At 57.8% G+C, this 25,983-nt stretch carries 27 protein-coding genes, 1 tRNA gene and 1 pseudogene; 16 read left to right on the top strand and 13 right to left on the bottom strand.

Translation table 11 applies throughout. The features are described from left to right. The 3 genes from PSQ90_RS07635 to PSQ90_RS07625 are packed head-to-tail and all read left to right on the top strand — an operon-like array spanning position 1 to position 2,444. A complete protein-coding gene (locus PSQ90_RS07635) occupies positions 1–1,224 on the top strand; it encodes a glycosyltransferase family 4 protein (RefSeq protein WP_328517536.1) in 1,224 nt (407 codons plus the stop codon). 12 nt (positions 1,225–1,236) lie between these two features. After that, positions 1,237–1,827, top strand: coding sequence for a sugar transferase (locus PSQ90_RS07630; protein WP_282213010.1), 591 nt, complete (start codon positions 1,237–1,239; stop codon positions 1,825–1,827). Then, positions 1,824–2,444: a NeuD/PglB/VioB family sugar acetyltransferase gene (locus tag PSQ90_RS07625; RefSeq protein ID WP_282212793.1), complete on the top strand. Its 621-nt coding sequence runs from the start codon at positions 1,824–1,826 to the stop codon at positions 2,442–2,444. Before PSQ90_RS07630 ends, PSQ90_RS07625 begins: the two co-directional genes overlap by 4 nt. Before the next feature lie 129 nt (positions 2,445–2,573). Here the strand turns inward: PSQ90_RS07625 and PSQ90_RS07620 are convergent, their stop codons facing one another. The 4 genes from PSQ90_RS07620 to PSQ90_RS07605 are packed head-to-tail and all read right to left on the bottom strand — an operon-like array spanning position 2,574 to position 6,636. Then, positions 2,574–3,689, bottom strand: a complete 1,116-nt coding sequence (locus PSQ90_RS07620) for a DegT/DnrJ/EryC1/StrS family aminotransferase (RefSeq protein WP_282212792.1) — start codon at positions 3,687–3,689, stop codon at positions 2,574–2,576. Further along, positions 3,686–4,243 (bottom strand): acyltransferase, encoded by a 558-nt coding sequence (locus PSQ90_RS07615; protein ID WP_328517535.1) that lies wholly within the window; start codon positions 4,241–4,243, stop codon positions 3,686–3,688. Before PSQ90_RS07615 ends, PSQ90_RS07620 begins: the two co-directional genes overlap by 4 nt. Then, positions 4,243–5,304 carry a Gfo/Idh/MocA family protein gene (locus tag PSQ90_RS07610; RefSeq protein ID WP_282212791.1) on the bottom strand — a complete coding sequence of 354 codons (1,062 nt, stop codon included), beginning with the start codon at positions 5,302–5,304 and terminating at the stop codon, positions 4,243–4,245. The genes PSQ90_RS07615 and PSQ90_RS07610 overlap by 1 nt, the downstream gene beginning before the upstream one ends. A gap of 6 nt (positions 5,305–5,310) precedes the next feature. After that, positions 5,311–6,636, bottom strand: coding sequence for a nucleotide sugar dehydrogenase (locus PSQ90_RS07605; RefSeq protein ID WP_282212790.1), 1,326 nt, complete (start codon positions 6,634–6,636; stop codon positions 5,311–5,313). 496 nt (positions 6,637–7,132) lie between these two features. Between PSQ90_RS07605 and wecB the strand changes: the two genes are divergently transcribed. After that, positions 7,133–8,182, top strand: coding sequence for a non-hydrolyzing UDP-N-acetylglucosamine 2-epimerase (gene wecB, locus PSQ90_RS07600; RefSeq protein ID WP_282212789.1), 1,050 nt, complete (start codon positions 7,133–7,135; stop codon positions 8,180–8,182). A gap of 94 nt (positions 8,183–8,276) precedes the next feature. Here wecB and PSQ90_RS07595 read toward each other — a convergent pair whose 3' ends face one another. After that, positions 8,277–9,155: a LysR substrate-binding domain-containing protein gene (locus PSQ90_RS07595; protein ID WP_282212788.1), complete on the bottom strand. Its 879-nt coding sequence runs from the start codon at positions 9,153–9,155 to the stop codon at positions 8,277–8,279. Positions 9,156–9,264: 109 nt separating this feature from the next. Between PSQ90_RS07595 and PSQ90_RS07590 the strand changes: the two are divergent. Then, positions 9,265–10,683, top strand: a pseudogene (locus tag PSQ90_RS07590) (mannose-1-phosphate guanylyltransferase/mannose-6-phosphate isomerase); the annotation flags it as partial. A gap of 86 nt (positions 10,684–10,769) precedes the next feature. Here PSQ90_RS07590 and fabB read toward each other — a convergent pair. Together fabB and fabA are read right to left on the bottom strand one after the other, a co-directional pair. Next, positions 10,770–11,993 (bottom strand): beta-ketoacyl-ACP synthase I, encoded by a 1,224-nt coding sequence (gene fabB, locus PSQ90_RS07585; protein ID WP_282212787.1) that lies wholly within the window; start codon positions 11,991–11,993, stop codon positions 10,770–10,772. 42 nt (positions 11,994–12,035) lie between these two features. Further along, complete coding sequence (gene fabA, locus PSQ90_RS07580; protein ID WP_282212786.1) at positions 12,036–12,542, bottom strand: bifunctional 3-hydroxydecanoyl-ACP dehydratase/trans-2-decenoyl-ACP isomerase; 507 nt, start codon at positions 12,540–12,542, stop codon at positions 12,036–12,038. 194 nt (positions 12,543–12,736) lie between these two features. Between fabA and irrA the strand changes: the two genes are divergently transcribed. The 5 genes from irrA to PSQ90_RS07555 all read left to right on the top strand — a co-directional run bounded on the left by irrA (position 12,737) and on the right by PSQ90_RS07555 (position 16,200). After that, positions 12,737–13,165 (top strand): iron response transcriptional regulator IrrA, encoded by a 429-nt coding sequence (gene irrA, locus PSQ90_RS07575; RefSeq protein WP_282213009.1) that lies wholly within the window; start codon positions 12,737–12,739, stop codon positions 13,163–13,165. Between the two features lie 165 nt (positions 13,166–13,330). Further along, a complete protein-coding gene (locus PSQ90_RS07570) occupies positions 13,331–14,161 on the top strand; it encodes an arylamine N-acetyltransferase family protein (protein ID WP_282212785.1) in 831 nt (276 codons plus the stop codon). Continuing rightward, a complete protein-coding gene (locus tag PSQ90_RS07565; protein ID WP_282212784.1) occupies positions 14,161–14,769 on the top strand; it encodes a YdeI/OmpD-associated family protein in 609 nt (202 codons plus the stop codon). Before PSQ90_RS07570 ends, PSQ90_RS07565 begins: the two co-directional genes overlap by 1 nt. Beyond that, positions 14,766–15,284: a DUF1697 domain-containing protein gene (locus PSQ90_RS07560; protein WP_282212783.1), complete on the top strand. Its 519-nt coding sequence runs from the start codon at positions 14,766–14,768 to the stop codon at positions 15,282–15,284. Before PSQ90_RS07565 ends, PSQ90_RS07560 begins: the two co-directional genes overlap by 4 nt. Before the next feature lie 16 nt (positions 15,285–15,300). Further along, the gene (locus tag PSQ90_RS07555; protein WP_282212782.1) at positions 15,301–16,200 is read left to right on the top strand and encodes a ribokinase; all 900 of its coding nucleotides are present in this window, start codon (positions 15,301–15,303) and stop codon (positions 16,198–16,200) included. Positions 16,201–16,262: 62 nt separating this feature from the next. Here PSQ90_RS07555 and infC read toward each other — a convergent pair whose 3' ends face one another. Then, positions 16,263–16,799: a translation initiation factor IF-3 gene (gene infC, locus PSQ90_RS07550; protein ID WP_282213008.1), complete on the bottom strand. Its 537-nt coding sequence runs from the start codon at positions 16,797–16,799 to the stop codon at positions 16,263–16,265. Between the two features lie 165 nt (positions 16,800–16,964). Between infC and PSQ90_RS07545 the strand changes: the two genes are divergently transcribed. Next, positions 16,965–17,735 (top strand): alpha/beta hydrolase, encoded by a 771-nt coding sequence (locus tag PSQ90_RS07545; protein WP_282212781.1) that lies wholly within the window; start codon positions 16,965–16,967, stop codon positions 17,733–17,735. On the opposite strand, the gene PSQ90_RS07540 is transcribed toward PSQ90_RS07545, so the two are convergent. Genes PSQ90_RS07540 through PSQ90_RS07525 form a run of 4 tightly spaced genes read right to left on the bottom strand, consistent with a single transcriptional unit; the run spans position 17,732 to position 21,061 of the window. Next, the gene (locus PSQ90_RS07540; protein WP_282212780.1) at positions 17,732–18,403 is read right to left on the bottom strand and encodes a GNAT family N-acetyltransferase; all 672 of its coding nucleotides are present in this window, start codon (positions 18,401–18,403) and stop codon (positions 17,732–17,734) included. The genes PSQ90_RS07545 and PSQ90_RS07540 overlap by 4 nt on opposite strands. Beyond that, on the bottom strand, positions 18,390–19,253 hold the full coding sequence (locus PSQ90_RS07535; RefSeq protein WP_282212779.1) for an SDR family oxidoreductase: 864 nt from the start codon (positions 19,251–19,253) through the stop codon (positions 18,390–18,392). The genes PSQ90_RS07540 and PSQ90_RS07535 overlap by 14 nt, the downstream gene beginning before the upstream one ends. Before the next feature lie 3 nt (positions 19,254–19,256). Continuing rightward, positions 19,257–20,387: a tRNA epoxyqueuosine(34) reductase QueG gene (gene queG / locus PSQ90_RS07530; protein ID WP_282212778.1), complete on the bottom strand. Its 1,131-nt coding sequence runs from the start codon at positions 20,385–20,387 to the stop codon at positions 19,257–19,259. Further along, the gene (locus tag PSQ90_RS07525; RefSeq protein ID WP_282212777.1) at positions 20,384–21,061 is read right to left on the bottom strand and encodes a glutathione S-transferase family protein; all 678 of its coding nucleotides are present in this window, start codon (positions 21,059–21,061) and stop codon (positions 20,384–20,386) included. The genes queG and PSQ90_RS07525 overlap by 4 nt, the downstream gene beginning before the upstream one ends. Before the next feature lie 133 nt (positions 21,062–21,194). Between PSQ90_RS07525 and PSQ90_RS07520 the strand changes: the two genes are divergently transcribed. Continuing rightward, positions 21,195–22,004 carry an undecaprenyl-diphosphate phosphatase gene (locus PSQ90_RS07520; protein ID WP_282212776.1) on the top strand — a complete coding sequence of 270 codons (810 nt, stop codon included), beginning with the start codon at positions 21,195–21,197 and terminating at the stop codon, positions 22,002–22,004. Positions 22,005–22,071: 67 nt separating this feature from the next. On the opposite strand, the gene PSQ90_RS07515 is transcribed toward PSQ90_RS07520, so the two are convergent. Continuing rightward, positions 22,072–23,061 carry a complex I NDUFA9 subunit family protein gene (locus PSQ90_RS07515; protein ID WP_282212775.1) on the bottom strand — a complete coding sequence of 330 codons (990 nt, stop codon included), beginning with the start codon at positions 23,059–23,061 and terminating at the stop codon, positions 22,072–22,074. A gap of 226 nt (positions 23,062–23,287) precedes the next feature. Between PSQ90_RS07515 and PSQ90_RS07510 the strand changes: the two genes are divergently transcribed. The 4 genes from PSQ90_RS07510 to PSQ90_RS07495 all read left to right on the top strand — a co-directional run bounded on the left by PSQ90_RS07510 (position 23,288) and on the right by PSQ90_RS07495 (position 25,947). Continuing rightward, positions 23,288–23,372, top strand: a tRNA-Leu gene (locus PSQ90_RS07510). Positions 23,373–24,466: 1,094 nt separating this feature from the next. After that, the gene (gene rnk / locus PSQ90_RS07505; RefSeq protein ID WP_282212774.1) at positions 24,467–24,880 is read left to right on the top strand and encodes a nucleoside diphosphate kinase regulator; all 414 of its coding nucleotides are present in this window, start codon (positions 24,467–24,469) and stop codon (positions 24,878–24,880) included. Between the two features lie 122 nt (positions 24,881–25,002). Beyond that, positions 25,003–25,503 (top strand): nucleoside-diphosphate kinase, encoded by a 501-nt coding sequence (locus PSQ90_RS07500; protein WP_282212773.1) that lies wholly within the window; start codon positions 25,003–25,005, stop codon positions 25,501–25,503. A 45-nt stretch (positions 25,504–25,548) separates the two neighbouring features. Continuing rightward, positions 25,549–25,947: a GreA/GreB family elongation factor gene (locus PSQ90_RS07495; RefSeq protein WP_282212772.1), complete on the top strand. Its 399-nt coding sequence runs from the start codon at positions 25,549–25,551 to the stop codon at positions 25,945–25,947. Positions 25,948–25,983 lie beyond the last annotated feature (36 nt).

Below are 25,983 nucleotides of genomic sequence, written 5' to 3'. Positions count from 1 at the left end.
ATGGCATGCGTCTGGTATATTTCGAAATATCTGTCTTTCCCGAAACAGGGCAGGGTAGGTTTGCGTGCCTTTATGTTGCTACGTGAAATGGTCAGGAACGGTCACCATTGCGTGGCCTTCACTTCCGACTCGAACCATTTGATTACGCCACCGCAATTTTCCGGTGCTTCTCTGAACGAGATAATCGACGGGGTCGAGGTTTTCTGGGTCAGGACGCGCAAGTACGGGCGCGCCAAGTCGCTAGGGCGCATTCTTAGCTGGCTCGACTTCGAGTGGCGGCTCTGGCGCATGCCCAAACGGGCATTCGTCCCACCTGACGTGATCATCGTGTCCAGTCCCTCATTGCTGACAATCTTCAACGGTCTTCTGCTGCGCCGACATTACAATTGTCGACTGGTGTTTGAGGTGCGCGACATCTGGCCGTTGACCATCGTCGAAGAAGGCGGCTTCAGCCGCTTCAACCCGTTTGTCATCGGCCTGTCCATGATCGAGAACTTGGCCTATCGCATGAGTGACGCCATCGTGGGCACTATGCCCAATCTGTCTCAGCACGTTGCCGAGGTATCGGGATCGGACAAGCCAGTTCATTGCGTGCCCATGGGTTTCGACCCAGCGACCCTCGCCGAGCCGCCAGCGCTGCCCGACGAGTACGCGGCGGACAACATTCCGGCCGACAAGTTTATCGTCTGCCACGCGGGCACGATCGGCGCCACCAACGCACTTGATACGCTTCTGGAATGCGCAAAAACCATGCAGGACGATCCCGGCGTTTTCTTTCTGCTCGTCGGCGATGGTGATCTCTTGAACGAGTATCGTTTGCGCTATGGGAGTCTTGCCAATGTCGGTTTCGCACCGGCCGTGCCCAAGGCAATGGTGCAATCGGTGCTGGCACGCTGCGATTTGGCCTATTTCTCGACCCATCCTTCCAAGGTGTGGGCTTATGGTCAGTCTCTAAATAAGGTCATCGACTACATGCTGTCAGGCAAGCCGGTCGTCGCTTCCTATTCGGGCTTCCCGTCCATGATCAGCGAGGCCGGCAATGGCAGCTATGTTGCGGCAGGCGACGCGGTGGCGCTAAAGTCGGAAATAAAACGATTTGCGGCGATGCCGCGCGAAGAGCGCTTGGCCATGGGTCGGTCGGGACGACAATGGATTGTCGAGAACCGCTCATACGTCAAGCTAGCGGAAGATTATCTTGCCATTGCCCTTTCTGACGTCAGCTAGAGTAGGACTATGATGAAACGGGCCTTGGATGTGCTGCTGTCAGCTATCGGCGTGATCGTTCTGTCGCCGGTGTTTGTCGCATTGGCGGTGATCGTCCGGGTTAGGCTCGGCGGACCAGTATTCTACACCCAGATGCGCCCCGGGAAAGGCGGCAGGCCATTCCGTTTGATTAAGTTCCGCAGCATGACCGATGCCCACGATCTGGAGGGAAACCTCCTGCACGATGCCGCGCGACTACCCGCTTTCGGTCGTCTGTTGCGCGCGACCAGCCTGGATGAGCTTCCTGAGTTGTGGAATGTGCTTAGGGGAGACATGAGCCTTGTAGGGCCGCGCCCGCTACTAATGGAATATCTGCCTCTTTATTCCGCTGAGCAAGCCCGACGCCACAACGTGCGCCCCGGGATAACCGGCTGGGCGCAGGTCAATGGCCGCAATGCGATCAGCTGGACTGAGAAATTCGCACTCGATGTCTGGTATGTCGATAACCAATCGCTGGCGCTCGACATCAGAATCGTTCTGATGACCCTTGCCAAGGTCGTACGGCGTGATGGCGTGACCGCGCAGAACTCGGCGACCGCTGACAAATTTACAGGTAGTCCATGATGCGTTTGGCCATTCTTGGAGCAGGAAGCCATGGGCGTGTCGTTGCTGAAAGTGCGGCAGCGCTCGGCTGGTCGATCAGCTTTTTCGATGATGTCCGGACAGGTTCGGTCGATGGTCATGCCGTTCTTGGCACCGCTGCCGATCTGCTCGCAGGGCAGACGCAGTTCGATGGCGTTATTGCAGCGATTGGCGATAATCGGACGCGACTGGATTGGATTTTACGCCTGCGGACCGCGGGGGCGACCATCACTACAATCGTTGATCCGTCCTGTCGGGTCAGTCCCTCTGCCCATGTCGGAGAAGGTTCGTTTCTGGCCTGCGCCAGCATTGTCGGCACGGGCGCGAGCCTGGGGGTCGGTTGCATCCTCAACACAGCAGCAAGCGTCGACCACGACTGCCGCCTGGCCGATGCAGTTCATTTGTCGCCCGGCGTCCGTCTTTCGGGGAACGTCGATATCGGCGAAGCAAGCTGGCTTGGCACCGGCAGCTCCGTTCGCAACAACATTGTTATCGGGCGCGATGTCGTGGCCGGTGTCGGTAGTGCAGTTGTCGGCAATATCGCAAGCGGCCAGACCGTCGTTGGCGTTCCCGCCCGACCATTGGAACAGCCGAACTAAACACCTCTTAACGTGCACCGCAAATCCAAGACGTAGGTGCTGACAGCGCCGGAAATTCCTTCATTTGCGGCAAAAAATCGCTCGGTGGGCTCCCCCGCAAGTTCCGATTCTATCGGAACGCCCGGCGCTTTAGCCCTCAGCCACCGCGTCAATCAGGCTGCGTGCGATAAAATTCTGCGTTTCTTCGGCCAGATACGGGTGTAGCGGCAGGCTAAATACTGTGTTTGCCGCCCGCTCTGCTTCGGCCAGTGAAGACGCCACCCTGCTGATGGCGCTGTAAGCCTCCTGCTTGTGCAGGGGAATGGGGTAATGGACAGCCGTCGGTATGCCATGGGCCTTAAGGGCATCGACCACTGCCTGGCGGCGATCGACTCTCACGGTAAACTGCGCCCAAACACAGGTATTCTGGGGGCGCACCGTGGCCAGACCGATCGACAGGTTACTTTTGAGCAGATCAAGATAGCGCTGGCCCATAAAATTGCGCCGTTCGACTTCCCAATCGAACCGCTCGAGTTTTGCCAGCACCACTGCGCATTGCAAGGTGTCCATGCGCCCGCCGACGCCGATGCGCTTGTGGATATAACGTCGCTCCTGGCCGTGAACGCGAATTTCCCGGGCAATTTTCGCCAGTTCGTCGCTATCGGTAAACAGCGCCCCGCCATCGCCATAACAACCAAGCGGTTTGGATGGAAAAAAGCTCACGCAGCCAAAGGAGGAAAGTCCGCCCGATCGGCGCCCGTCATGGGTTGCCCCAAGACTTTGCGCCGCGTCTTCAACGATCGGTATGCCGTACTGGATCGAAATGGTCTCCAGTGCCTGCATGTCGGCTGTCTGACCGTAAAGCGAGACGGGGATAATGGCCTTGGTCTTGCTTGTGATGGCCTGCTCGACCAGATCGCAGTTGATGTTGAATGTGTCTGGTTCGATATCCACGAATACCGGTGTGGCGCCGACCAGAGCAATTACTTCGGCGGTTGCGGCAAAGGTGAAGGGGGAGGTGATGACCTCATCACCTGGACCGACGCCGAGTGCCATCAAGGCGATAAGCAGCGCCTCAGTGCCTGAGGAAACACTGACACAGTGGCGCACCCCGACATAGGCGGCCAGCTTGACCTCCATTTCCTTGACTTCGGGCCCCATAATGTACTGGCCATGGTCCAGCACTGTCTGAATGCGCCCATCAATACTCTGTTTGAGTTCGGCGTATTGCGTCTTGAGGTCGATGAAGGGGATATTTTCGGTCATAGGCGTCTACAACTGGTTTCTGTTAGTTCGTACGTCACACCCGCCTGATCGGTAGTCCGACCGATACCCTGCAATCTATCACCGGCTTCGGACATCCATCCAACTTGTCGCGCGGGAACGCCCACCATGAGCGCATATGCCGGCACGTCGCGGTTAACGACGGCGCCCGCCCCAATGAAGGCGTGCTCGCCGATGGTAACGCCGCACACAACGGTGCAATTTGCGCCAAGACTGGCACCACGGCGCACGAGCGTTTGCCGGTATTCAGCTTTCCGGTTTACCGCAGAGCGTGGATTATAAACATTGGTAAAAACCATGCTGGGGCCGCAAAAGACGTCGTCTTCAAGTCTGACTGCATCATAGACCGAGACGTTATTCTGGATTTTGACATTGTTGCCGATTACGACATCATTGCCGATAAATACATTCTGGCCGAGCGAACAGCCGTCTCCTATGCGTGCCTCGCCGCAGATGTGGACCCAATGCCAGACCCGCGTCGTTTCGCCAATTGTAGCCCCCTCATCCACGATGGCGGTTGAATGTATCGTAGCCATCAGAAATCCAACGGCAGGTTTACCCGGCGCCCATCGCGAGCCGATGTATAAATCCCGATCAGCGTTTCGAGGCTCTTGAGACCTTCACGGCCGTCCGTTTCGGGATCCGTTTCGCCACGCAGAACCTTGATAACATTGTCATAATAAAGCGGATGGCCGAAACCGTAGACCGACGTCGTGGCGTAACTGGCCGTTGCGACCTGACTGTCGTCTTCATGCGGCTCTGCAAAGTCCCAATGCTGGACCTCATTGACGGCAACGCCACCGATGCGGACCGTGCCATGCTCACCGATGATGGTAATGCTGCCCTCAAGGTTCTTGGGGTAGGTCAACATCGTTACGTTCATTGATCCCATGGCGCCTGATCGCCACTTCACGCTGACAACCCCTGTGTCTTCCACTTCGATATTGCGGCCAAGAGTGCCGGTATAGGCCTGCAGACTTTCAATCGGACCGATGATCCAGTCCAGCAGGTCAACATAGTGGCTTGCCTGATTCATGAAAGCGCCGCCATCGAACTCCCAGGTGCCGCGCCACTTTGCAGCGTCATAATATTCCTGCGGTCGCGTCCAGAACACGTTAACGTTGACCATGTAGATCCGACCAAACCGCTTCTGATCGACGGCGCGCTTAAGCAGTTGCAACGTCGCATTGCGGCGATTTTGCTTGACGACAAAAAGCCTCACACTCGCTTCGTCGCAGGCGCGTACCATGTCGATACCATCCTGCCAGCGCGTTGCCATCGGCTTTTCGGTAATCACATGGAGGCCATGAGCCGCAATTTGCCGAGTCTGCGCGCTGTGCAGTCCGCTGGGCGTTGTCAGCACGACGACATCTGCGGATGTATTGGCCAGCATTGTTTTAAGGCTATCGTGGCCGCGCGCGCCGGTTTTTTCGACGGCATTGGCAAGCGCCACCGAATCCACGTCGCAGACGTCGACAAGCTCAGCGCGATTGCCGTGCTGGCCAATGGCGGCAAAATGATTCTGCGCGATGCGACCGGTGCCGGCCAGGGCAAATCGTATATTGCGTCCAGATATCGGACCGGGAAATGTTCGCATTTGCTATTAAGCCCTTACTACCTTGGCGTCCGGATCGAGATACCGGCCGCGCGTGTCAACGATCAACGCACCATGTTTCAAAATCAGGTCAAAATCGAACTCGTCATGATCGGTCGCGACAAGGACGCAATCAAATCCTGCCAATACTTCGGCGGTCAACTCGACACTCGCGAGATCAAAATGGGCGTGATGACGCAGTTTCGGGAACACTGGCACGAATGGATCACTATAGGCGACTTCCGCCCCAAGCGCCGTCAGCTTTTCCATCAGGATCACCGAGGGTGACTCGCGCATGTCATCGACATTTTTCTTGTAGGCGATGCCCAGCACCAGGACGGACGATCCATTGACCGACTTGCGCCGTCTATTGAGGGCGTCGGTGAGTTTGGCAATCACATAGTCCGGCATGTTGGAATTAACTTCGCCGGCCAACTCGATGAACCTGGTGGATACGCCATATTCGCGGGCTTTCCAGGTCAGGTAGAACGGATCAATGGGGATGCAGTGTCCACCCAGTCCGGGGCCGGGATAGTACGGCACAAAACCAAAGGGCTTGGTTGCGGCGGCGCGGATTACCTCGTGAATGTCGATCCCCATTCGGTCAGCCACGATCTTCATTTCGTTTACCAGGCCGATGTTGACTGAACGATGGATGTTTTCGAGCAACTTTGTCATTTCAGCGGTGCGGGTAGAACTGACCGGCACAACCTGATCTATGACCTGGCCATATAGCGCAAGACCGACCTCCAGACACGCCGCCGAATAGCCACCGCAGACCTTCGGAATCGTACTGGTGGAGAATTTTGCGTTGCCCGGATCTTCGCGCTCGGGCGAATAAACCAGAAAGAAGTCTTCACCCACAACGAACCCGCGCGACTGCACCCTTGGCAGCAGTTCTTCGTCCGTTGTTCCGGGGTAGGTGGTGCTTTCCAGTGACATGATCTGATTGGCGCGCAAATTGGGAACCAATGTGTCCACCGTGTCCAGCACATAACTCAGGTCAGGCTCGCGATGGGAATCCAGCGGAGTCGGTACACAAAGAATGAGCGCGTCCACGTCGCTGGCGCGTGTAAAGTCTGTTGTGGCTTCAAATCCCTGGTCGAGGGCAGCCGACAAACGGTCCTTGCCAATGTGCTTGATATAGCTGCGTCCCGACTGCAGCTGTTCAACCTTTTCCAGATCAATATCAAAACCGATGACTTTGTAGCCACGTTCCGCATAACGCAAAACCAGAGGCAGGCCGACATATCCAAGCCCAACGATCCCGATTATGGCTGTCTTTTCCTCGAATCGCTGGATCAGATCAGCTTGGGACTTGGGAACGAGCATCATGGATTGCATCCGGTGTTTCTATCAAATTCATGGGGGGTCTCTATCACTCTCGGTAGGGAGTCGCCAACAGGGGGTGCCAGAAAATTACGGCCCGCAAGCCAAGAAGAAAGCATGATGTTGTCAACGGTGCTTTGTTTTGGGAGACGGCAATACGGACTGAGACAAATAGGTCGGTCGCACTTCAGTGAAACGGCCATCGGAATAGTTACCGATCCCCTAGCAAATGCAATATTTTCGCCTCTAATGTCGCGGGTGCTGAGATAAGCCCAATTGTGCTCGTCGCCGCCAGGGCACGCATTTTCCGTTTCTTTGCCGGGTTAAGAAATTTCCGACGCCAAGGCGATCCGACATTTGCCATTGAGTTGACCGGAGGGAATGTGGTCATAGAGGGGCGTCTAATTTTTTCGCAATCCGGGAAACTGTCTTTGAAACCGAGCCTTCAATCATGTTCCTGATGACAGACACCAAATAATATCTTCAGATAATCGGAAAACTCATGAACAAAAATGTGTTGTCGGTGGTTGGCGCCCGTCCCCAGTTCGTCAAGGCGGGCGCTGTCAGCCGTGCTTTTCTGGCGACCCCCGGGCTGACCGAGCGCATTGTGCATACAGGGCAGCACTTTGACGACAACATGTCGGAGGTGTTTTTTCGTGAATTGGACATCCCCAAGCCTGCCCACAATCTGGGTATTGGCGGTGGTCCCCAGGGGCAAATGACCGGTCGGATGCTCGAAGCCATCGAGGCCATCCTGATTGATGAAAAGCCGGACATGGTTCTGGTCTATGGCGACACAAATTCAACGCTGGCCGGTACACTTGCGGCAGCAAAGCTGCACATACCCGTCGCCCACGTCGAGGCGGGCCTGCGATCCTTCAACCGGCGCATGCCCGAAGAAATCAATCGCGTCATGGCTGATCATCTCAGCGCAATGCTTTTCTGCCCGACGTCTGTGTCGGTGGCAAACCTTGCCAGTGAGGGCATTGTGCGCAACGTGCATCACGTTGGTGATGTTATGTATGACGCAACAGTTTTTGCACGCGATCAGGCACAGGCCGCCTCCAGCATCCTTGAGCGACTGGGTCTTGAGGACGGTGCCTATGGCCTGTGCACGGTCCACCGCGCCGAGAGCACCGATGACCCGGTCCTGTTTGCCGAACTGATCCAATATCTTGAACGTGTCGCCGCAGACAACCCAATTGTCTTCCCGGTTCATCCACGCACCCGAAAAACGCTCGACGCTCTCGGGATTACGCCTAAAAATCTGATCCTCATGGATCCTGTTGGTTACTTCGATATTCATCGCCTGCTGTCCGGTGCTGCATTGGTACTTACCGATTCGGGCGGCCTTCAGAAAGAGGCTTATTTCCACGGTGTGCCGTGCGTTACCTTGCGCACCGAGACCGAGTGGGTTGAAACGATATCGTCTGGGTGGAACCGCCTCTGGCGCCATGAGGGCTATGCTACGCCGCGGACGCCGATAGACGAGTATGGTGCAGGTGACGCAGCACAGAAAATCGTGACATTGATCAAACAGCAACTTAGTTAGGCAGCGCGCAACGGCCCGCCAAGACTCATCTTGATGCCGCAGGGCCAGCGCGGGGCTTCAACAATTGACTGGATGCGTTCAGCCAGTCCGCGCGCTAAGTCTGCGATCGTGCAAAGTCGAGCAGCGATTGGGTCGCCCTGCTTTGGTTTCCCTTGCGAAAGGCCAGGCACAGTTCGGCGAATTCGGTTACCGCCTCAATTTTGAGATAACCGACAGAGGGCACCGCCACAACGGTCAGGCTTTCGGGGATGATGGCGACACCCGCGCCCGCGCCAGCCAGGCCAATTGCGGTGTACATGGTGTTGGCTTGTACTGCGATGTCGGGCAAAAACCCCGCCGCTGTGCACATACCGATCAGTTGCCGATGGAAAGCGGGTGAGCGTTCGGGCGGATAAAAGACAAACCTATCGTTCCGTAGCGCCTCCAGTTTCACCGAGTTCTGGCCAAACAGGCGGTGCGAGCGCGGCACCGCGATGTAAAATCCTTCGCGCACCACGGTAAAGGCTTCGATGTCGTCGCGTTCCACCGGCGGCCTGATGATGCCAACGTCAATGGCGCCGCGGTCCAGCGCTTCGATTTGCTCGCTGACCGTTGCTTCGTGAAATTTGAACGAAATGTCGGGATAATCACGCCTGAAGGCGCCCACCAGCGAGGACAGATAGTTGACGGAGGCCGAGTGGACGAAACCAATGGTAATTTCGCCGGTTTCGCCGCGATGTGCCCGTTGGGCTGCATCGGTTCCAGCCGCAGCTGTGGCCAGAATTGCCCGCGCAGCCGTCAGGAAAACCGAGCCCGCCTCGGTCAGTTTGACGCTGCGCTTGGTTCGCTCAAACAGTACCAGACCAAGTTCGGTCTCCAGATTTTTGATCTGGATGCTGAGCGGGGGCTGGGAAATGTTCTCGCGCCGCGCCGCCCGGCCAAAATTCAATTCCTCAGCCACGGCAACAAAATATCTGATCTGACGCATTTCCATGGCTGACCCTTCTTGCCCGCGCCCCCATTTGCACTTGGTTGCCCGTGGCCGTACAGATATTTGAATCGGCCGGTAAATTCATCGTACCACACCTAACGACCAGGCTTTTATGACCAGTAAAATTGTTCCAGTTATTCTCGCAGGTGGTCAGGGGACTCGTTTGTGGCCGATGTCACGCACAACCCGACCGAAACAGTTCATCGAGTTGATGGGCAATCGCTCCCTGTTCCAGCAGACGTTGCTTCGCGTTGCGGATACCGACCTTTACGCCGCCCCGATTATTCTGACCAATGCCGATTACCGGTTTGTTGTCGCCGAACAGGCGCAGGAAACCGGCGTCGAACTCGGGGCCATTTTGCTGGAACCTGTTGTCCGCAATACCGCTGTCGCAGTGGCGGCAGCAGCCTGTTTCGCGCTTCGCCAGAATGAACAGGCGGTCCTGCATATTCTCGCCTCCGACCATGCCATAACCGCTGACGAAAGCTATTTTGATGCCGTCACCACCGCGGGCATCGCGGCGCGCGATGGCTGGTTGGTGACCTTTGGAATTGTGCCCACCCGCCCCGAAACCGGATATGGCTATATCGCTGTCGGCGATGCCCTTCCGGACGGATTAATTAGGGTCAGCCGTTTCGTTGAAAAGCCGGACCTGACAACAGCAGAAGCGTTTCTGGCCGAGGGGGCCCACGTCTGGAATTCGGGCATGTTCATGATGGCCGCCCAAACGTTCATGACCGAATGCGAGGCCCTGGCGCCCGAAACCGCCAGTGCGGCGCGCCGGGCGGTCGATCTTGCCCAAATAGATCTGGACTTCGTCCGGCTTGATGCCGCAACATTTGAGGCAGCCCCCAACATCTCGGTCGATTACGCCATCTTTGAAAAAACCCGCAGGGCCGCTGTGTTGCCGGTCAGTTTTGTCTGGTCGGATCTGGGCACATGGGATGCAGTCTGGGGCGCTCACAACCCTGATGCGGCTGGCAACGTCGTATTGGGCAGCGCTTTATTGTCCAACACCACCAATGCAATGGTGATGACGAATGGCGCTCATATCGTGGTCGAAGGGCTCGATGACATTGCTGTCATCGCCAGCGAAGATGCCATTTTCGTTGGTCGGCTGTCGCAGTCGCAGCAGGTGGGCGGTCTGGTCAATTCGCTCAGGGCGGATCTGGCGACCCGAGCGTTGACCGAGACACACCAGACCACCTACCGGCCTTGGGGTGGCTATTCTTCGGTGCTGTTATCCGAGAGGTTTCAGGTCAAACGGCTTTTCGTCAAACCCGGCAAAAAGCTCTCGATGCAAATGCATTACCACCGCTCCGAACATTGGGTCGTGGTCAAGGGCACCGCCGAAGTGACCGTCGATGGCAAGATTTCAATGCTGACTGAGAACCAGTCGATCTACCTGCCTCTGGGATGCAACCACCGGCTGGCGAACGCCGGCAAGATCCAGTTGGAACTCATCGAAGTGCAAACCGGCGCCTATCTGGGCGAAGATGACATCATCCGCACCGAGGACGATTACGGGCGGGTTGATCAGGACATGCGGCCGTCAACGGAAAAATTCAGTGATCTGAAACGTGATGCCTTGAGCACCGCGCGCCACCCAGGCGTTAATCAGGCGTCCGGATGCTTGAACACCAGTGTAGCGTTGGTGCCGCCAAAGCCGAAGGAATTTGACAGCGAGACCCCGATATTGGCGTTGTCGCGACGCGCCCGCAGGATCGGCATGTCGGCAAAGGCATCATCGAGGTTTTCGATATTGGCACTCTCGCAGATGAACTTTTCCTGCATCATCATGATGCAATAAATCGATTCCTGAACCCCTGTTGCGCCGAGCGAATGGCCGGTCAGCGATTTGGTCGCCGAGATCGGCGGGCATTTGTCGCCCGAGCCAAAAACAGCCCGGATCGCGTCCATTTCGCGGGCATCGCCGACCGGGGTCGAGGTGGCGTGCGGGTTGATATAATCAACCGGCATATCAACGCCTTCGAGCGCCAACCGCATGCAGCGTTCAGCGCCTTCGCCTGACGGCGCGACCATGTCGTAGCCGTCCGAAGTTGCCCCATAACCAATGATTTCGGCCAGAATATTGGCCCCACGCGCCTTGGCGTGCTCAAGCTCTTCAAGCACCAGCACCCCGGCCCCCCCGGCGATCACAAAACCGTCGCGGTCGCGGTCATAGGCGCGCGACGCCTTTTGCGGATTATCGTTGAAGTTGGAGGACATGGCGCCCATGGCGTCAAACAGGTTGCTCAGCGACCAGTCGAGGTCCTCGTGGCCACCGGCAAACACAATGTCCTGCTTGCCCATCTGGATCTGCTCATAGCCATTGCCAATGCAATGTTTGGAGGTCGCACAAGCCGACGAGATCGAATAATTGATTCCCTTGATGCCAAACGGCGTCGCCAGCGTTGCCGAGGCGGTCGAGCTCATGGCCTTGGGTACGGCCAGCGGTCCGATACGCTTGGGGCCCTTTTCGCGGGTAATATCGGCCGCTTCCACAACCGTGCGGGTCGATGGCCCGCCAGAGCCCATCACAATGCCTGTACGCGGGTTCTTGATGTCTTTTTCTTCAAGCCCTGCGTCTTCGATGGCTTGCTGCATGGCCAGATAATTCCAGGCCGCGCCCTTGCCCATGAAGCGGGTGGTGCGACGGTCCAGCACTTCAAATGGATCGATGCTGGGCGCGCCATGCACATGGCAGCGGAAGTTGAGATCGGCATAGTCCTGGGCAAAGCTGATGCCGGGTTTGGCGGCATGCAGGCTTGCCAACACCTCGGCACGATTGTTGCCGATTGATGAAATGATCCCAATACCGGTGACAACAACTCGTCTCATCTTTGCCTCATGCTGTTTTGCGGGTCGGACATGGTGGGGCGCTTAAGCGCCGCCGATCAAGCCTACTCGGAGGTTTTCTGCGACATAGATGGTTTCACCATCCGCTTTGACAAGCCCTTGTGCAATGCCAAACGGCAAAGGAGAGCGCATGTGGCGCTTGATGTCGATCCGATATTCAAGCAACTTTATGTCAGAGGTTGCCTGGCCGGTAAACTTGATCGCGCCGCCCAGGGCGCGCCCACGACCGCGCGAACCTGACCAACCCAGGTAAAACCCCACCATTTGCCAAAGAGCGTCCAGCCCCAGGCAGCCGGGCATCACTGGATCGCCAATGAAATGGCACTTGAAAAACCAGAGGTCAGGATGCAGGTCGAGTTCGGCAACCACCGAGCCCTTGCCAAATTCGCCGTCATTGTCGGCGATGTGGGTAATGCGGTCAAACATCAGCATGGGTGGCGCCGGTAGTCGAGCGTCCATCTGGCCCGGCAATTCACCGCGCCCGTGAGCCAACAATTCTTCGTAACTGAATTGGTTTGCACGTTCAGTCATGTCAGCCCCTTGGTTAACCATTCGGCGTTCTGTAGAGGGCACGGACGGGGGGTCAAGAGAGCCAAAGGTCAATATCGTCCCCGCGTTAGCCCTGTTTGGGTGCAGTGCTTGTGCCAACGGCCCTCGCTGGCTATAAGATAGACCTTTACGCTGGCCCTTAGCCATCCAAGGACCCAATGCCTGATCGAACCCAGATGAGCCGAACCCACCCTTCGCGCAAGCCCTGCCTTACTGCGGTCCTGCGCATGGCCGGATTGCGTCCGACCCGCCAGCGGGTTGCCTTGGCCGAGTTGCTGTTTGGTGGCCCGCATCGCCATGTCAGCGCCGAACAATTGCATTCTGAAGCCGGCCTGTCGCACGTCAATGTTTCCCTGGCAACGATTTACAATACGCTGCACCAGTTCCACGAAGCCGGGCTTTTGCGCGAAGTTGCCGTCGATGCGTCGCGTTCATATTTTGACACGGACACCTCCGATCATCACCATTTTTATGTCGAAGATGAACAACGCATGATCGACATTCCGGCAACCGATGTCGCCTTCCAGTCGTTGCCCGAAGCCCCCGCAGGCATGGTTGTTACCCATGTCGATGTCGTGGTGCGCGTCCGCAAGGCGACCGCCTGACAACGCCTCCCCCTTTGAATAATTGTTGCTCCCCTGCTATCGCAGAGGAGCCTTTTGGTGTGTCCAAGCGGCAGGTGCCGGAGTGCCGGAAAAAGTCCGGTGGTGACAAATGCGTGTTCTGTCCCCATATTGCGGGCCGATCGAGAAACAGCGGCTAGGTGATCGATGAGCGAAAAAGTCAACATCAAAGCCTATTTCGAGCGAATCGGCTTCGCCGGTTCAATCGCCCCCAGTCTGGCAACGCTGGAACAATTGGCGGCCCTGCAACCCGCCGCCATTCCATTTGAGAACCTTGATCCCATCATTGGCCTGCCGGTCAAACTCGATCAACGAAGCCTTGAACATAAACTTTTGCACAATCGGCGCGGCGGCTTCTGCTTTGAGCTCAATACCCTGTTCATGCGGGTGCTGGCCGATCTCGACTATAGCGTAAAGCCCTATACCGCGCGCGTCCTCTGGGGCTATCCGCCGGACGCTGAACGCCCCTTGAGCCACATGGTGCTGGGCGTTGAAATCAACAATGCGCCTTATCTGGTTGATGTCGGCTTTGGCAGCTTTACCCTGACAGCGCCCCTGAAAATGCGGCCCGACATCGAACAGCAGACCCCCAACGAAACCTTCCGCCTGCTCACCGATGGCGAGGGTTTTCGGCTCGAGGTCAATCTCGATGAGGAGTGGAAGCCGGTCTATCAGTTTGATCCGGTCGAGCGCAGTCCCGAGGAATTGGCCGACCTTAGCGTCGAGATGGCGGCAGATCACCATGACAACAATCTGCTGGGTGCCTCGCGCGCTGAAAAGTCGGTGCGCTACAATCTGCTGCGCAATCGCCTGACTATTCATCGCGCTGGTGAAGAGCGCGAGCGCGTCGTTCTCGAGGACGTTGATGGGCTCAAGCAGGTTCTGGCCACTACCTTTGAGATCAATCTGCCTCCCTCCGATGTGCTGGACCCGGCGCTGGCGCGTGTCATCGAGGCGGCTCCGGTTGAGGCCGATTAATGGCCCCGGTTATCCCGCGGCCCGACCGCATCAGGGGTTTTGATAACGGATCTGCCTTCCTTGACTGGCTTTCGCGCCATCACGCCAGCGAAACCGAGCTTTGGCTCAAGATCGCCAAGAAGGGCAGCGACACACCATCCATCACCTATGCTGAAGCGCTTGACGTGGCGCTATGCTGGGGCTGGATTGATGGCATCAAGAAAAGTTTTGACGAAACCGCCTTCCTGCAGCGGTTTTCGCCCCGAAGACCCAAAAGTATCTGGAGCCAGAAAAACCGCAATCACATCGCGCGCCTCAAAGTTGAAGGCCGAATGACCGAGCATGGGCAGGTCCATGTCGATGCCGCCATCAAGGATGGTCGCTGGGCGGCCGCCTATGGCTCGTCCGCCGATATAGAAATGCCAGAGGATCTGCTGGCCGCCATTTCTACCAATCCGGCGGCCCAACCCCTGTTCGAACAGTTGGACAAGACCAATCGCTTTGCGCTGGCTTTCCGGATCGGCAATCTTAAAACTGCCGCCGGTCGCGCGCGTGCGATTGAGCGTTTCGTTGATATGCTGGCCCGGGGAGAAACCCTTCACCCCCTGCCCGCGAGCAAAAAATCGTGACCCGTCACATCGCCTGGCTGCGGGGCGTCAATCTGGGCAAACGGCAGGTCAGGAGCGCCGATCTGCGGCAGGCCTTTACTGATCTGGGTTATGACAATGTCAAAACCCTGCTGGCCAGCGGCAATGTACTGTTCGACGCCGATATTATTGATCGGCACCGGATCGAATCGGGACTGGAAAAAGCCTTCGGCTTCCCCATTCCCGTGGTTTTGCGCAGTCAGGCCCAATTGCAGGAAACGGTCGGCAGCGACCCGTTCCGCGGATTGGCGGCTGACAAAGACACCAAGTTTTATGTGACCTTTCTTGCCGATCCCGTCGCCAAATCCTTGCCGATGCCGTGCGAAGTGCCCGGCGATTTTCGCGTCGTTCATCTGACCGACACCGAAATTTTTATCATCGCCCACCGCATGCCCTCTGGCCGGTTTGGAGCGGGCATGGATCAAATCCACCAGTTCTTCGGCAAGCAGCACCTGTGGACGTCGCGCAACTGGAATACGGTACTCAAGGCCCTTTAATGAAAGTTCTCGTCTCATGATCAGCGTTTTTGGCTCCACCAATCTTGATCAGGTTGGTACTGTCTCGCGCCTGCCTCAGCCCGGTGAAACCGTTGCCGGTGGCACCTTTTCAATGGCGGCAGGCGGCAAGGGGGCCAATCAGGCGCTGGCGGCCCGCCGCGCCGGTGCCGAGGTCCGCCACTTCAGCGCCGTGGGCAGTGATGCCTTCGCCGACATTGCGCTGGAAAAACTGCGCGGCGACGGCGTGGACCTCGCTGGCGTGCGCACCGTCGACGGGTCAACCGGCATTGCCATGATCTTTGTTGATGGCGCGGGCGAAAACGTCATCGCGGTCCTGCCCGGCGCTAATGGCGAATTGACGCCCGCCGATGCCGAGGCAGCACTCGCCGACATGCAAAAGGGCTCGATCCTGCTGTTGCAGCAGGAAATCCCGCAAGCGGCGACCGCCCGTGCGCTGGCGCTGGCCCGGGAAAAAGGCGTCATCGCCATTCTTAATACCGCGCCATTCCTCAGCGACACGCCCGCCCAGGCAGCCAACGCCGCGATCACGGTGGCCAACGAAACCGAATTTGCCCTGCTCTGCGGCGACAAGGCTGGTGAATTGGACACGATGATGCGCGATTGGGCCAAAACCCACAACCAGACCATCATCGTCACGCTCGGCCCCAATGGCGCCAAAGCCGCCACCCCCGACCAGTTGATTGCCGTTGATGCCCTGAAAGTCACCCCGGTTGATACGGTGGGGGCAGGGGATACGTTTTGCGGCTATCTGGCCGCCGCGCTCGATGCCGGGCTGCCGCTCGAGCAGGCCATGCGCCGGGCCGCTTATGCGGGTAGCCTTGCCTGCCTTAATCCCGGCGCCCAGCCTGCCATTCCCTATGGCAAGGACGTCGACGCGGCCCTCGCCAAGGCCTGACCGCCAAAGAAAAAGGCGGGCACCCGGCCCGCCTCTTCAATATTTCAACAAGGGGTGAAGCCCTAGCGGGGCGCCAGCACCATGACCATCTGGCGGCCTTCGGAACGCGGCTGCGATTCGACCTTGGCCAGTTCTTCCATCTGGTCCTTGACCTTGATCAGAAGGTGCATGCCGATGTCCTGATGCGCCATTTCGCGGCCCCGGAAACGCATCGTCACCTTGACCCGGTCACCGTCCTCGATAAAGCGTTTTACCGCTTTCATCTTGGTGTCGTAGTCGTGGGTGTCGATATTGGGTCGCAACTGGATTTCCTTGACCTCGATCACCTTCTGCTTCTTGCGCGCCTCGGCAGCTTTTTTCTGCGCGGCATATTTGAAGCGCCCCAGATCCAGCATCTTTGCAACAGGCGGCTGGGCGTTGGGAGAGATCAAGACCAGATCGAGGCCAGCTTCCTGTGCCTCGGTCAGCGCGACACGGGTATTGACGACCCCGCGATTTTCGCCTTCAGCATCGATGAGCTGAACATCGGCGCTGGTGATATCTTCGTTGGATAGCGGCCCATCCTTCTGGGGCGCAACGGGTCTCATTGGACGACGAATGGCAAACGTTCCTTGTGTTGATAAGCCAAATGGTGAATTCGTGCATAAAATCGTGTTAGCGCCCGCATAAGTCAACAGGCAAACGTAGCCAAATTTTGGCGGCTCTGTCTGGATCGGCCCAGACGGCTAACTTCAATAGCATAACTGATTAAAGGACAAAGGGCGATGGCAGAAATTGTTGAGAAAAGCTTAACGCTGGGTGAGGCCGAAGCGGCCCGCACCATTGCCATTGCCCAGCGCCCCGGCGCCAGCCCCGGCATTTTCTGGCTCGGCGGGTTTCGCTCCGATATGGTCGGCTCCAAAGCCATGGCGCTTGATGCTTTTGGTGCCGAAAATGGCCTGGCGGTCACGCGTTTCGACTATTCCGGCCATGGCATATCCGGCGGCGCGTTCGATCTCGGCACCATTTCGCGCTGGCTCGAGGAAACCATCGCCGTCTTTGCCCTGACCAAGGGCCCGCAGATCGTTGTTGGCTCTTCAATGGGCGGCTGGCTGGCAATGCTGCTGGCAAAGCATCTTCTGGCGCACGGCACGCCCCTGCACGCGCTGGTTCTGATCGCGCCCGCCGTCGATATGACCCACGAACTGATGCTCCCCGATTTTACACCCGAAGAACGTCAGGCGCTTTCAGCCCAGGGCTATATTGACCAGCCTTCGCAATATTCGGATACGCCCTATCGCATAACCAATGGTCTGATCGAGGATGGTGAAAAGCATCGCCTCCTGGGTGGTGTCATCGAAACTGGCTGCCCGATCACCATCCTGCAGGGCGGCAAGGATCCTGACGTGCCTCAATCGCATGCCATCAAGCTCACCACCCATCTACTGCATGATCCGGTCACCCTGACACTGGTGCCCGATGGCGATCACCGCCTCAGCCGCCCGCAGGATCTTGATTTGCTGACCGACGCGGTGCGGCGTCTGATCGTCCCCTAATCCGTGCGCGTTGCCAGTTTCGAGCGTTGCTGACCGGCATCATCGAAATTGTCCGCGTCCAGCCAGCGTTCATACTCGGCGCGCAGCTTCGGCCATTCGCTGTCAATAATGGAAAACCAGGCAGTATCCCGGCTTTGTCCCTTGGCAATCCGGTCCTGTCGAAACAGGCCTTCATATTGAAAACCGAATCGTCTTGCCGCGGCCCTGGAGGGTTCGTTGAGATTATTGCATTTCCACTCGAAGCGCCGGTAACCGAGCGCATCGAAGGCGTGCCGGGCGAACAGATAGAAGGCTTCGGTCGCCAGTCGCGAGCCTGCCATCTGCGGCCCCCAATAGATGCCGCCTATCTCAATCGAGGCGTGATCGGGAAAAATGCGCAACCACCCCTGTCGGCCGACGGCGCGGTCACTGGCCCTGTCGATCACCGCCACATAGCGGTCCGAACCGCCATTGACGGCGTGTATCCAGCTTTCGATCTCTTGCTGGGACGCGGGCGGATGTTCAAACAGCCAGCGATAGCGCTCCGGCACGCCCTCGCCGATTGAGGCTGTGTAAAGGTCGGCGGCGTGGTGCAGCCCCAGGGGCTCCAGCCGCACATACTTGCCCTCCAGCATGACCCTTTGTGGGGCCGACTTGGCCGGTTTCACTTCTGGTTCAGCGTGCGTCATGGATGGCGCGCAAGCCTTCCCTGTAGCTTGGATACAAAAGTTCAATCCCCAGCGCCTGCTTGATTGCCCTGTTGGAGACTTTCTTGTTGTCCGCATAAAATGAGCGGGCCATCGGTGTCATGTCGGCGGTGGCAAAATCAGTTTCGCGCGGCGGCGCCATCCCGGCCATTTCGGCGGCATAAGTTACAACATCCTGCGGTGGAGCCGGTTCGTCGTCGGCCAGATTGAACGTCCCCGCCAGTTTCTGTTTTGCTGCCAGTGCCGTCACCCGCCCGATATCGGCCACGTGAATGCGATTGAACACCTGTCCGGGCTTGACGATTCTTTTGGCCGTGCCCGCCAAAAGCTTGTCAAAACTCGAGCGGCCCGGCCCATAGATCCCGGCCAGCCGCATAATCATCAGCGGCACCTTGTTGGCGGCGGCAAAATCGCGCCACGCCTGCTCGGCAACAACCCGTTGCTGCGAGCGCTGGTTGATCGGCGCGCACACCGCGCTCTCATCGATCCAGTGCCCGTCAAAATTGCCATAAACCCCAACGGTTGAATAATAGCAGAGCCATTCGAGCGACGCCGATGCCGCCAGTGTCCCGGCAAAATGGTTGAGCACCGCATCGCCGTCTGCATCAGGTGCAATCGAGACAACAACATGACTGGCCCGCTGCACATCGCTGACCAGCGCCGGATCGACCGATCCGTCAAATACCTGGGCTGCCAACCCCTGCGCCCGCAACCCCACAAGCTTTTCAGCGCCGCGCACCGTCCCGCCAATCGCCACACCCGGGTCCATTGCCTTAATGGCCACAGCACTTGCCTGGGCGGAATAGCCCAGCCCGAAAAAGAAAACATTCATCTGCTAATCATCCAGTGCAACTGTCCACTCGGTCCGCACATCGGCATCGGCCTCATTAGGTAAGTACTGCGCCTCAAGCGCATTGGCGCGCTGCGGGGCCAGCTTGCGCACCGCCCACACGGCAGCCCCCCGCACCACCGGTTCGCGTGAATCAAGCTGCGCAATCGCCGCCTCCAACAAGTGCCTATCGCCGCTATTGCCAATGGCAATCAGCACATTGCGCAAAAACCGCGCGTGCCCGATCCGCTTGATCGGCGAGCCGGCAAACAGGGCGCGAAACCCCGGATCATCCAGCCCCACCAGATCGGCCAGCTCTGGCCGCTCAAACTCGGCCCGTCCCTGTAAGCGCACTTCGCGGCTGACACTGGCAAACTTGTTCCACGGGCATACCGCAAGACAATCGTCGCACCCATATATCCGGTTGCCCATCGGCACCCGAAATTCAAGCGGAATCGGCCCCTTGTGCTCAACACTGAGATAGGCAAGACACCGCCGCGCATCCAGTTTGAACGGCGCGGGAAAGGCGTTGGTCGGGCATATATCAAGGCACTTTGTACAGCTGCCGCAGTTTTCGGCGTGCGGGCTATCAAGCGGCAGATCGGCGTCGGTAAAGATCGCCCCCAGAAACAGCCACGAGCCGAATTGTCGGCTGACCAAAACGCTATGCTTGCCCTGCCAGCCAAGGCCCGCCGCCTCGGCCAGCGGCTTTTCCATCACCGGGGCTGTATCAACGAACACCTTGACCTCGGCCCCGGTGCGCCGCGACAATAGCCCCGCCAGCTCCTTGAGCTTGCCCTTGATTATCTCGTGGTAATCGCGATTGCGGGCATAGACCGAAATGGTGCCGAGCGATTTTTCCTCAAGCAGCGCCAGCGGATCGCTCTGCGGCCCGTAATTCATCCCCAACACGATGATCGAGCGCGCCTCGGACCACAAAGCCTGCGGCGCGCCACGCCGCTCCTCGGTTTCGGCCATCCAATCCATGTCGCCGTGCCAGCCCGCCGCCAGCGCCCGATTGAGTTTTGCGGGCAGGTCGGGGCGCGCGGTCGCCGCGGTCACGCCAAAACTGTCAAAGCCGAGCGCCTCGGCGCGGCTTCGCACTTCATCAAGCGCGCGTTGGACAGGCTGGTTCAAAAATCGAGGTCCGCATAACCCTTGTGTGGCGGCATGGCAACAACGCGATCATTCAACAGGGTTCGAAATGCCGGGCGCGATTTGATTCGCGAATACCAGTCGCGGGTTTCGCCCGCTTTCCCCCAGTCAATGTCCCCGGTATAATCAAGGCTCGACAGATGCGCCGCCAGCGCAAAATCGGCCAGCGTCATCACCTCGCCCGAAAGCCATTCGCGCGTCGCCAATAGCCAGTTGAAATAGAGCATATGCTCGGCCAGATTGGTTTTGGCCGCCCGCAGCACCGATGGCTCCGGGGTCGCGCCCCTCGTATCGCGCTTGGCGATCTTTTCCTCCAGCACATAGCGGGTAACTTCGTCATTGAGTTTGGCATTGACCCATTCGAACAGCCGCCACATTTCTGCCCGCTGCGCGGCATCTGTGGGCATCAGCCCGTCGATGCTCGTGGGCGCATAAAGGTCCTCGATCATGTGCAACACGGCAAGACAGCCCACGGCCTGCCCGCCCTTTTCATCGACAAGGATGGGCAGGGTCGCTGCCGGGTTGATTTCCAGAAAGTCAGCCTCGCGCAGCCAGGGCTTGATCTCTTCAAGCTCGACAGGCACGCCATACTCGGCCAGCATCAGCCGGGCCAGACGCGAGGATGGATCGAGCGGGTGGTGCAGCAAAGTGGGCATGCGGGTCACTCTTTAACTTTCTAGCCATTTCCTGAGCATAGGGCTTATTGGCGGTAGGTGCGAACAACGCTATCACACCTGCCTGAACTCCCGAGCCCATGCTGCGGCTTGTCCTAATGAATTAGGGGATCAAATGAACGTCGATCAAGGTCTTTTTGTGCCTTTGGTGCTCGGATTAATTGAAGGGCTTACCGAATTCCTGCCGGTTTCCTCAACCGGCCACCTGTTGCTGGCGGGCGAATTTTTCGGCCTCACCCAGCCTGCCGTTTTTATTGTGCTCATTCAATTGGGCGCGATTCTGGCCATCGTCACAATTTACTTTGCCAAGCTCGCAACCCTGATTCGCGATGCATTGACCGGTAAACCCTACGCCTGGGCCTTTGCCCGCAATGTCATACTGGCCTCGTTTCCGGCCGCGCTCGCCGGCGTTGCCCTGCATGATTTCATTCAGGGGGTGCTCTACGAAACTCCGCTGGTTATCTGCATCATGCTTTTGCTCGGCGGCATCGTTCTGCTGATCGTTGATCGCCTGCCGCTCAAACCGCGCTATACCGATATCTATACCTACCCCTGGCACCTCAGCCTCATCGTTGGCCTGTTCCAGATGTTGGCGCTGATCCCCGGCGTGTCCCGCTCCGGTGCCACCATCGTTGGCTCGATGCTGTTTGGCACCGACAAGCGCTCGGCGGCAGAATTCACCTTTTTCATCGCCCTGCCAATCATGATCGGCGCCTTTGGCTATGATTTTTACAAGAGCCGCGCCCTGATGACCGCCGATCTCGGCCTGTCAATCGCCATCGGCTTTGCCGCCTCGTTTGTGGTGGGCGCTATCGTTGTGCGCTATCTGCTCGATTTCGTCTCCCGCCACGGCTTTGCTCCCTTCGCCTATTGGCGCATCGCGGTGGGCGGCATTGGTCTTGTCGCTCTTTTGGTCATGCGCTGAGCGCGAAACGACAATGGCGGGCCACCAGACCCGCCATTTATAAAAATTTCAAAACTGAAAATCAGGCCTATTCGGCCAAACTGTTTTGCCGCTCTTCGGGCCGGTCAAACTGCCCATTGCGCCGGAACCGCCACATATAGCTGGGCAAAATGGTTTCCATCGAGGTCGGGGCAATGCCAAAGGCCGCAAACGTGCGCTTTTGTGAACGCGCCTCATCGGAAACTTTATTGTCGTGCGCCAGCAATTTGATCTGGTCGGCGGTCAGCAGGGGCGGAAACGGCAATAGCGAAAACTTGAAGGCGACGATATTGGCCATCCAGGTGGGCATTGCAAAGAGCGGCCGCGTACGCAGGGTCTCCCGCAACACCAGCTCCAGCAATGCCTTGTGGGTCAAAACCTCAGGACCGCCCAGCTCATAAGTGCGCCCGGTCTTGACCTTGCTTTCAGCAGCCAGCACAAAAGCTTCGGCCACATCGCCGACATAGGCGGGCTGGAAATTTGATTGGCCCCCGATAAGCGGCATGACGGGCAGCCAGCGCGCCAGCGTTCCCATCAGATTGAAAAAGCCGTCCCCGCGTCCAAAAACAATTGAGGGGCGCATGATGATCGCCTGCGGAAACGCTTCCATGACAGCCGCTTCTCCGGCGCCCTTGGATGACGCATAGTTGCTCTCGCTCTGCGCATCGGCCCCAAGTGCTGACATATGGACCAGCGAGGTGGCCCCGGCAGCTTTGGCAGCGCGCGCAACAGCCGCCGCGCCCTCGACATGCACGACGCCAAAGCGCTGCTTGCCCCCTTCATAGCCAATGCCAACCAGATTGATCACAAAATCGGCCCCGGCAACCGCCCGCTGGATCGAGGCCATATTGCGCACATTGGCCTGAATGGGCTGGATCTGTCCCACAGCGCCCAGCGGCTTCAGATGCCCGGCAAGATCGGGCCGCCGCACGGCGACACGCACCCGATAACCGCGCCGCGCCAAAGTCTGAACCACCTGGGTGCCGACAAATCCCGAGCCACCAAATACGGTAACAAGTCTCTGGTGCAAATGATCCATCTGAAAGGCTCCGGCAACATCAGGCGGGAAAACAATTATTTGAAAAGGCTTCTAACGCAAGCGCCGCCGCGCTGTCGAGGGTATTGCGCCAATGGCTGGCCCAGTTTGCCACCGATTTGCCGCCAAAGCCGCAAATTGCCGTCAGACCCGATTGACATCCTCCCCCAGCCGCCCTAGTAACCGCACGCTCCAATATGCGTTCTGCCCCCTTGGCAGGATTTTATGGGCCCAGATGGCGGAATTGGTAGACGCGCACGGTTCAGGTCCGTGTACCGCAAGGTGTGGAAGTTCGAGTCTTCTTCTGGGCACCATTTTTTTTACAAATTAGCGTGTTGGTTCAATGGCATAGGTGGGTGGAAGGATTTTCAATCCACCCCTTTGTCCACCTTTCGGTCTTGAGCGTATCTGGTTATGTGGGCAGGGCCTTGCGGCCAGCGCCTTAGATCAGCGGGCGCTTGTGACGGTTTTCAGGAAAGCTGCTAGCGCGTTTATGAATCCGCTATTGTAAAGCGGCCGCCGGGTCCGCGATGGACTGACTTCGACCGAAGATTCTCAGGAACTGGTTCTCGGAAATTTTTGTCCATTTTCATAGGGCCCGGTTCCGCCATACTGGTCGATTCTACTACTGCCGCGCAATTGCTTCGAATTGCTTGAAGATGGAGCGCAGAAACTTGTGAACCGCTTCTGGACGAGCCTCGAGACGCACGCTCAATCGGCAAGGGTTCAATGCCGCGGGCGGCCGAATGAACGGCGGCTTTCGCCCGCCTCTTTTGAGGGAAATGGGCTTGCGACGCCACCGCCGGTACCAACCTGGTCCCAGGAGTAGCTTCGAAGACACCATGGGCAACTTACCGCAGCACGTGGACGGGACCCTGCGCAAGAACGACAGGACCTGAGCGTCAGCATTATTTACCTCCAGTTCCCCAATGTGGGAACTATCTAATGAAAGTTTCGCGATGCCGCCAAGGGCACCAACACCCTACTTGGCCAGCGCGGAGGAATAATCAAGATAGAGAGTATTTATGTCTCAGAGACAAAATGCCTCGCCTTCAGCTAATCGGTGTATTGGTATTGATAATAACTTGGGCGTGACAAGTTTTTAGTATCCGAAATATTATTGCAATCGTTTCGACGAATCTAAAATTCAAACCACACCCAAGACTCCCTCTGGTTTCACTTGACTTTAATTTTCTTGCCCCTATCTTGATTGCATGAGCCAGATATTCAACTTCCTCCACACAGTTGTGCGCCGGGCCACGCCGGTCGCAGGATAGTTGCCCTAAACTTGGGCATGCCATCGCATGTCAAGTTTAGGGATCCAGGTAATTTCAGCATCATTGAACGGGTATAGTTAGTCGGCCATCAGGTCTTGACTGGATTGCCTTGCTGCAAATGGAGAAGCATCTTGCGCAAACGAATTCTTAGACCACAAATTACTATCGCTCAATCAGAGCACCGACAGCTGCTGGCGTTGGCGGCCGGCGGTAGCGGTGCCATGTCCCCGGCGGCTGACAGCCTCATGGCCGAGATCGAGCGCGCACGTATCGTGCCCGACGCCAAACTACCCCAGGATATCGTTCGCATGGGCTCACGCGTCCAGTACCGCACCGACCGGGATGATCTGGTGAGCGTGGAGCTGGTTTATCCGGTTCAGGCGGATATTTCCCGGGGCAGGGTGTCGGTACTCACGCCTGTTGGTGCGGCGCTGATCGGGCTCAGAACCGGACAGTCCATTACCTGGGAGACCCGTGATGGACGCAACAACGTCCTGACAGTGTTGTCGGTGATCCATCTCGCAGATGTGCCCGAGGACGCCTGAGTGAAACACCGCGCTTCAGTCATTCGGCAAACTCAAGACAGGACCTGTCCCCTGATCCAGTAAGGTTATGCCTTCGGATCAGGGGTGTCGCTGCGAGACAACCTTTTTTCCGGAGCCCGAATATGACCTATCACCTGCCTGTCATTCTGACCTCGAACGACTTTGCTGTGCTTGAGGCCATGTCTCAGCAGTGGACCGAGCCTTTTGTCGGAGCGGCCGACATTCTGCGGCGCAAGCTTTCAGCCGCGACCGTGGTGTTTCCCACGGATATTCCGGCCGACATCGTCACCCTCAAAAGCCGCGTGCGGTTTGGTATCGGTCCCATGCACCTCGACGAGCGCGTCCTGGTCAGGGGCCCGGCCGAAGAGGTATACGGCATGACCATGCTTTTGGCCTCGCCCAGAGGCCTGGCGCTGATTGGCGCCGCCGTTGGTCAAACCGTCGCCGCCGTACGGCGCGACGGGTCCGTAGAGCAGTTGCATGTCGAAGCCGTGCCATATCAACCCGAGCAAAAACGCGCGCCGGCGCCTATCCAGTTCGTGCCGCGGCACGAATTGGCCAAGCCGAAGTGGGTGGCATCGCCATATGGCGGGAATGACGATCCGGGACCAAGCGCTGCATGATGGTCAACGGGTGAATGGTGTTGGTACTTTTATCAGGAGGATAATATGGGATTCTTCGATTTTGGCCTGCCCCCCATCGTTGTAGGGGAAGCGGATCGTCATGACCTCGTCGTTCTGGCATTGGGTGGTGTCAACCACAGCGCTGACGAAGCCGACGATCTGCTCTACGAGCTGGACCGCGCCAGGGTCATCAGTGACCGACTGCTGCCGCATGATGTGGTGCGGATGGGGTCTGCCGCAGTGGCCAGCATTGACGGGGGCGAGCCGCAAATCCTGCGCCTTGCCTTCCCGGGCGAAAACCCACCGAATAGCATTTCCATTTTTTCCGCCTTCGGTACGGCAATCCTCGGCCTTCGCGCCGGGCAGACAATGAAGTGGACCAACCGAAATGGAAAGGCGCACGAGGTTGTGGTGCACTCGGTTCGCAATGAGGAGCACGTCTGAAACGTGTCGGCGCTGAAAACCTGACCGGCATCGTTC

The sequence above is a fragment of the Devosia rhodophyticola genome (genome assembly GCF_028816475.1).
GTDB classification, from domain to species: Bacteria; Pseudomonadota; Alphaproteobacteria; order Rhizobiales; family Devosiaceae; genus Devosia; species Devosia rhodophyticola.
Note: the sequence above shows the minus strand (reverse complement) of the source record. Positions and strands in the feature narration are given on the sequence as shown.

Coding starts and splice junctions, on each gene's coding strand:
- PSQ90_RS07620 (WP_282212792.1), bottom strand. CDS start 3,689: ATGACCGAAAATATCCCCTTCATCGACCTCAAGACGCAATACGCCGAA.
- wecB (WP_282212789.1), top strand. CDS start 7,133: ATGAACAAAAATGTGTTGTCGGTGGTTGGCGCCCGTCCCCAGTTCGTC.
- PSQ90_RS07630 (WP_282213010.1), top strand. CDS start 1,237: ATGAAACGGGCCTTGGATGTGCTGCTGTCAGCTATCGGCGTGATCGTT.
- PSQ90_RS07515 (WP_282212775.1), bottom strand. CDS start 23,061: ATGGATCATTTGCACCAGAGACTTGTTACCGTATTTGGTGGCTCGGGA.
- PSQ90_RS07520 (WP_282212776.1), top strand. CDS start 21,195: ATGAACGTCGATCAAGGTCTTTTTGTGCCTTTGGTGCTCGGATTAATT.
- PSQ90_RS07555 (WP_282212782.1), top strand. CDS start 15,301: ATGATCAGCGTTTTTGGCTCCACCAATCTTGATCAGGTTGGTACTGTC.
- PSQ90_RS07610 (WP_282212791.1), bottom strand. CDS start 5,304: ATGCGAACATTTCCCGGTCCGATATCTGGACGCAATATACGATTTGCC.
- PSQ90_RS07615 (WP_328517535.1), bottom strand. CDS start 4,243: ATGGCTACGATACATTCAACCGCCATCGTGGATGAGGGGGCTACAATT.
- PSQ90_RS07625 (WP_282212793.1), top strand. CDS start 1,824: ATGATGCGTTTGGCCATTCTTGGAGCAGGAAGCCATGGGCGTGTCGTT.
- PSQ90_RS07565 (WP_282212784.1), top strand. CDS start 14,161: ATGGCCCCGGTTATCCCGCGGCCCGACCGCATCAGGGGTTTTGATAAC.
- fabA (WP_282212786.1), bottom strand. CDS start 12,542: ATGACTGAACGTGCAAACCAATTCAGTTACGAAGAATTGTTGGCTCAC.
- PSQ90_RS07495 (WP_282212772.1), top strand. CDS start 25,549: ATGGGATTCTTCGATTTTGGCCTGCCCCCCATCGTTGTAGGGGAAGCG.
- irrA (WP_282213009.1), top strand. CDS start 12,737: ATGAGCCGAACCCACCCTTCGCGCAAGCCCTGCCTTACTGCGGTCCTG.
- PSQ90_RS07635 (WP_328517536.1), top strand. CDS start 1: ATGGCATGCGTCTGGTATATTTCGAAATATCTGTCTTTCCCGAAACAG.
- PSQ90_RS07570 (WP_282212785.1), top strand. CDS start 13,331: ATGAGCGAAAAAGTCAACATCAAAGCCTATTTCGAGCGAATCGGCTTC.
- PSQ90_RS07545 (WP_282212781.1), top strand. CDS start 16,965: ATGGCAGAAATTGTTGAGAAAAGCTTAACGCTGGGTGAGGCCGAAGCG.
- PSQ90_RS07540 (WP_282212780.1), bottom strand. CDS start 18,403: ATGACGCACGCTGAACCAGAAGTGAAACCGGCCAAGTCGGCCCCACAA.
- fabB (WP_282212787.1), bottom strand. CDS start 11,993: ATGAGACGAGTTGTTGTCACCGGTATTGGGATCATTTCATCAATCGGC.
- PSQ90_RS07605 (WP_282212790.1), bottom strand. CDS start 6,636: ATGATGCTCGTTCCCAAGTCCCAAGCTGATCTGATCCAGCGATTCGAG.
- PSQ90_RS07595 (WP_282212788.1), bottom strand. CDS start 9,155: ATGGAAATGCGTCAGATCAGATATTTTGTTGCCGTGGCTGAGGAATTG.
- PSQ90_RS07525 (WP_282212777.1), bottom strand. CDS start 21,061: ATGCCCACTTTGCTGCACCACCCGCTCGATCCATCCTCGCGTCTGGCC.
- PSQ90_RS07500 (WP_282212773.1), top strand. CDS start 25,003: ATGACCTATCACCTGCCTGTCATTCTGACCTCGAACGACTTTGCTGTG.
- PSQ90_RS07535 (WP_282212779.1), bottom strand. CDS start 19,253: ATGAATGTTTTCTTTTTCGGGCTGGGCTATTCCGCCCAGGCAAGTGCT.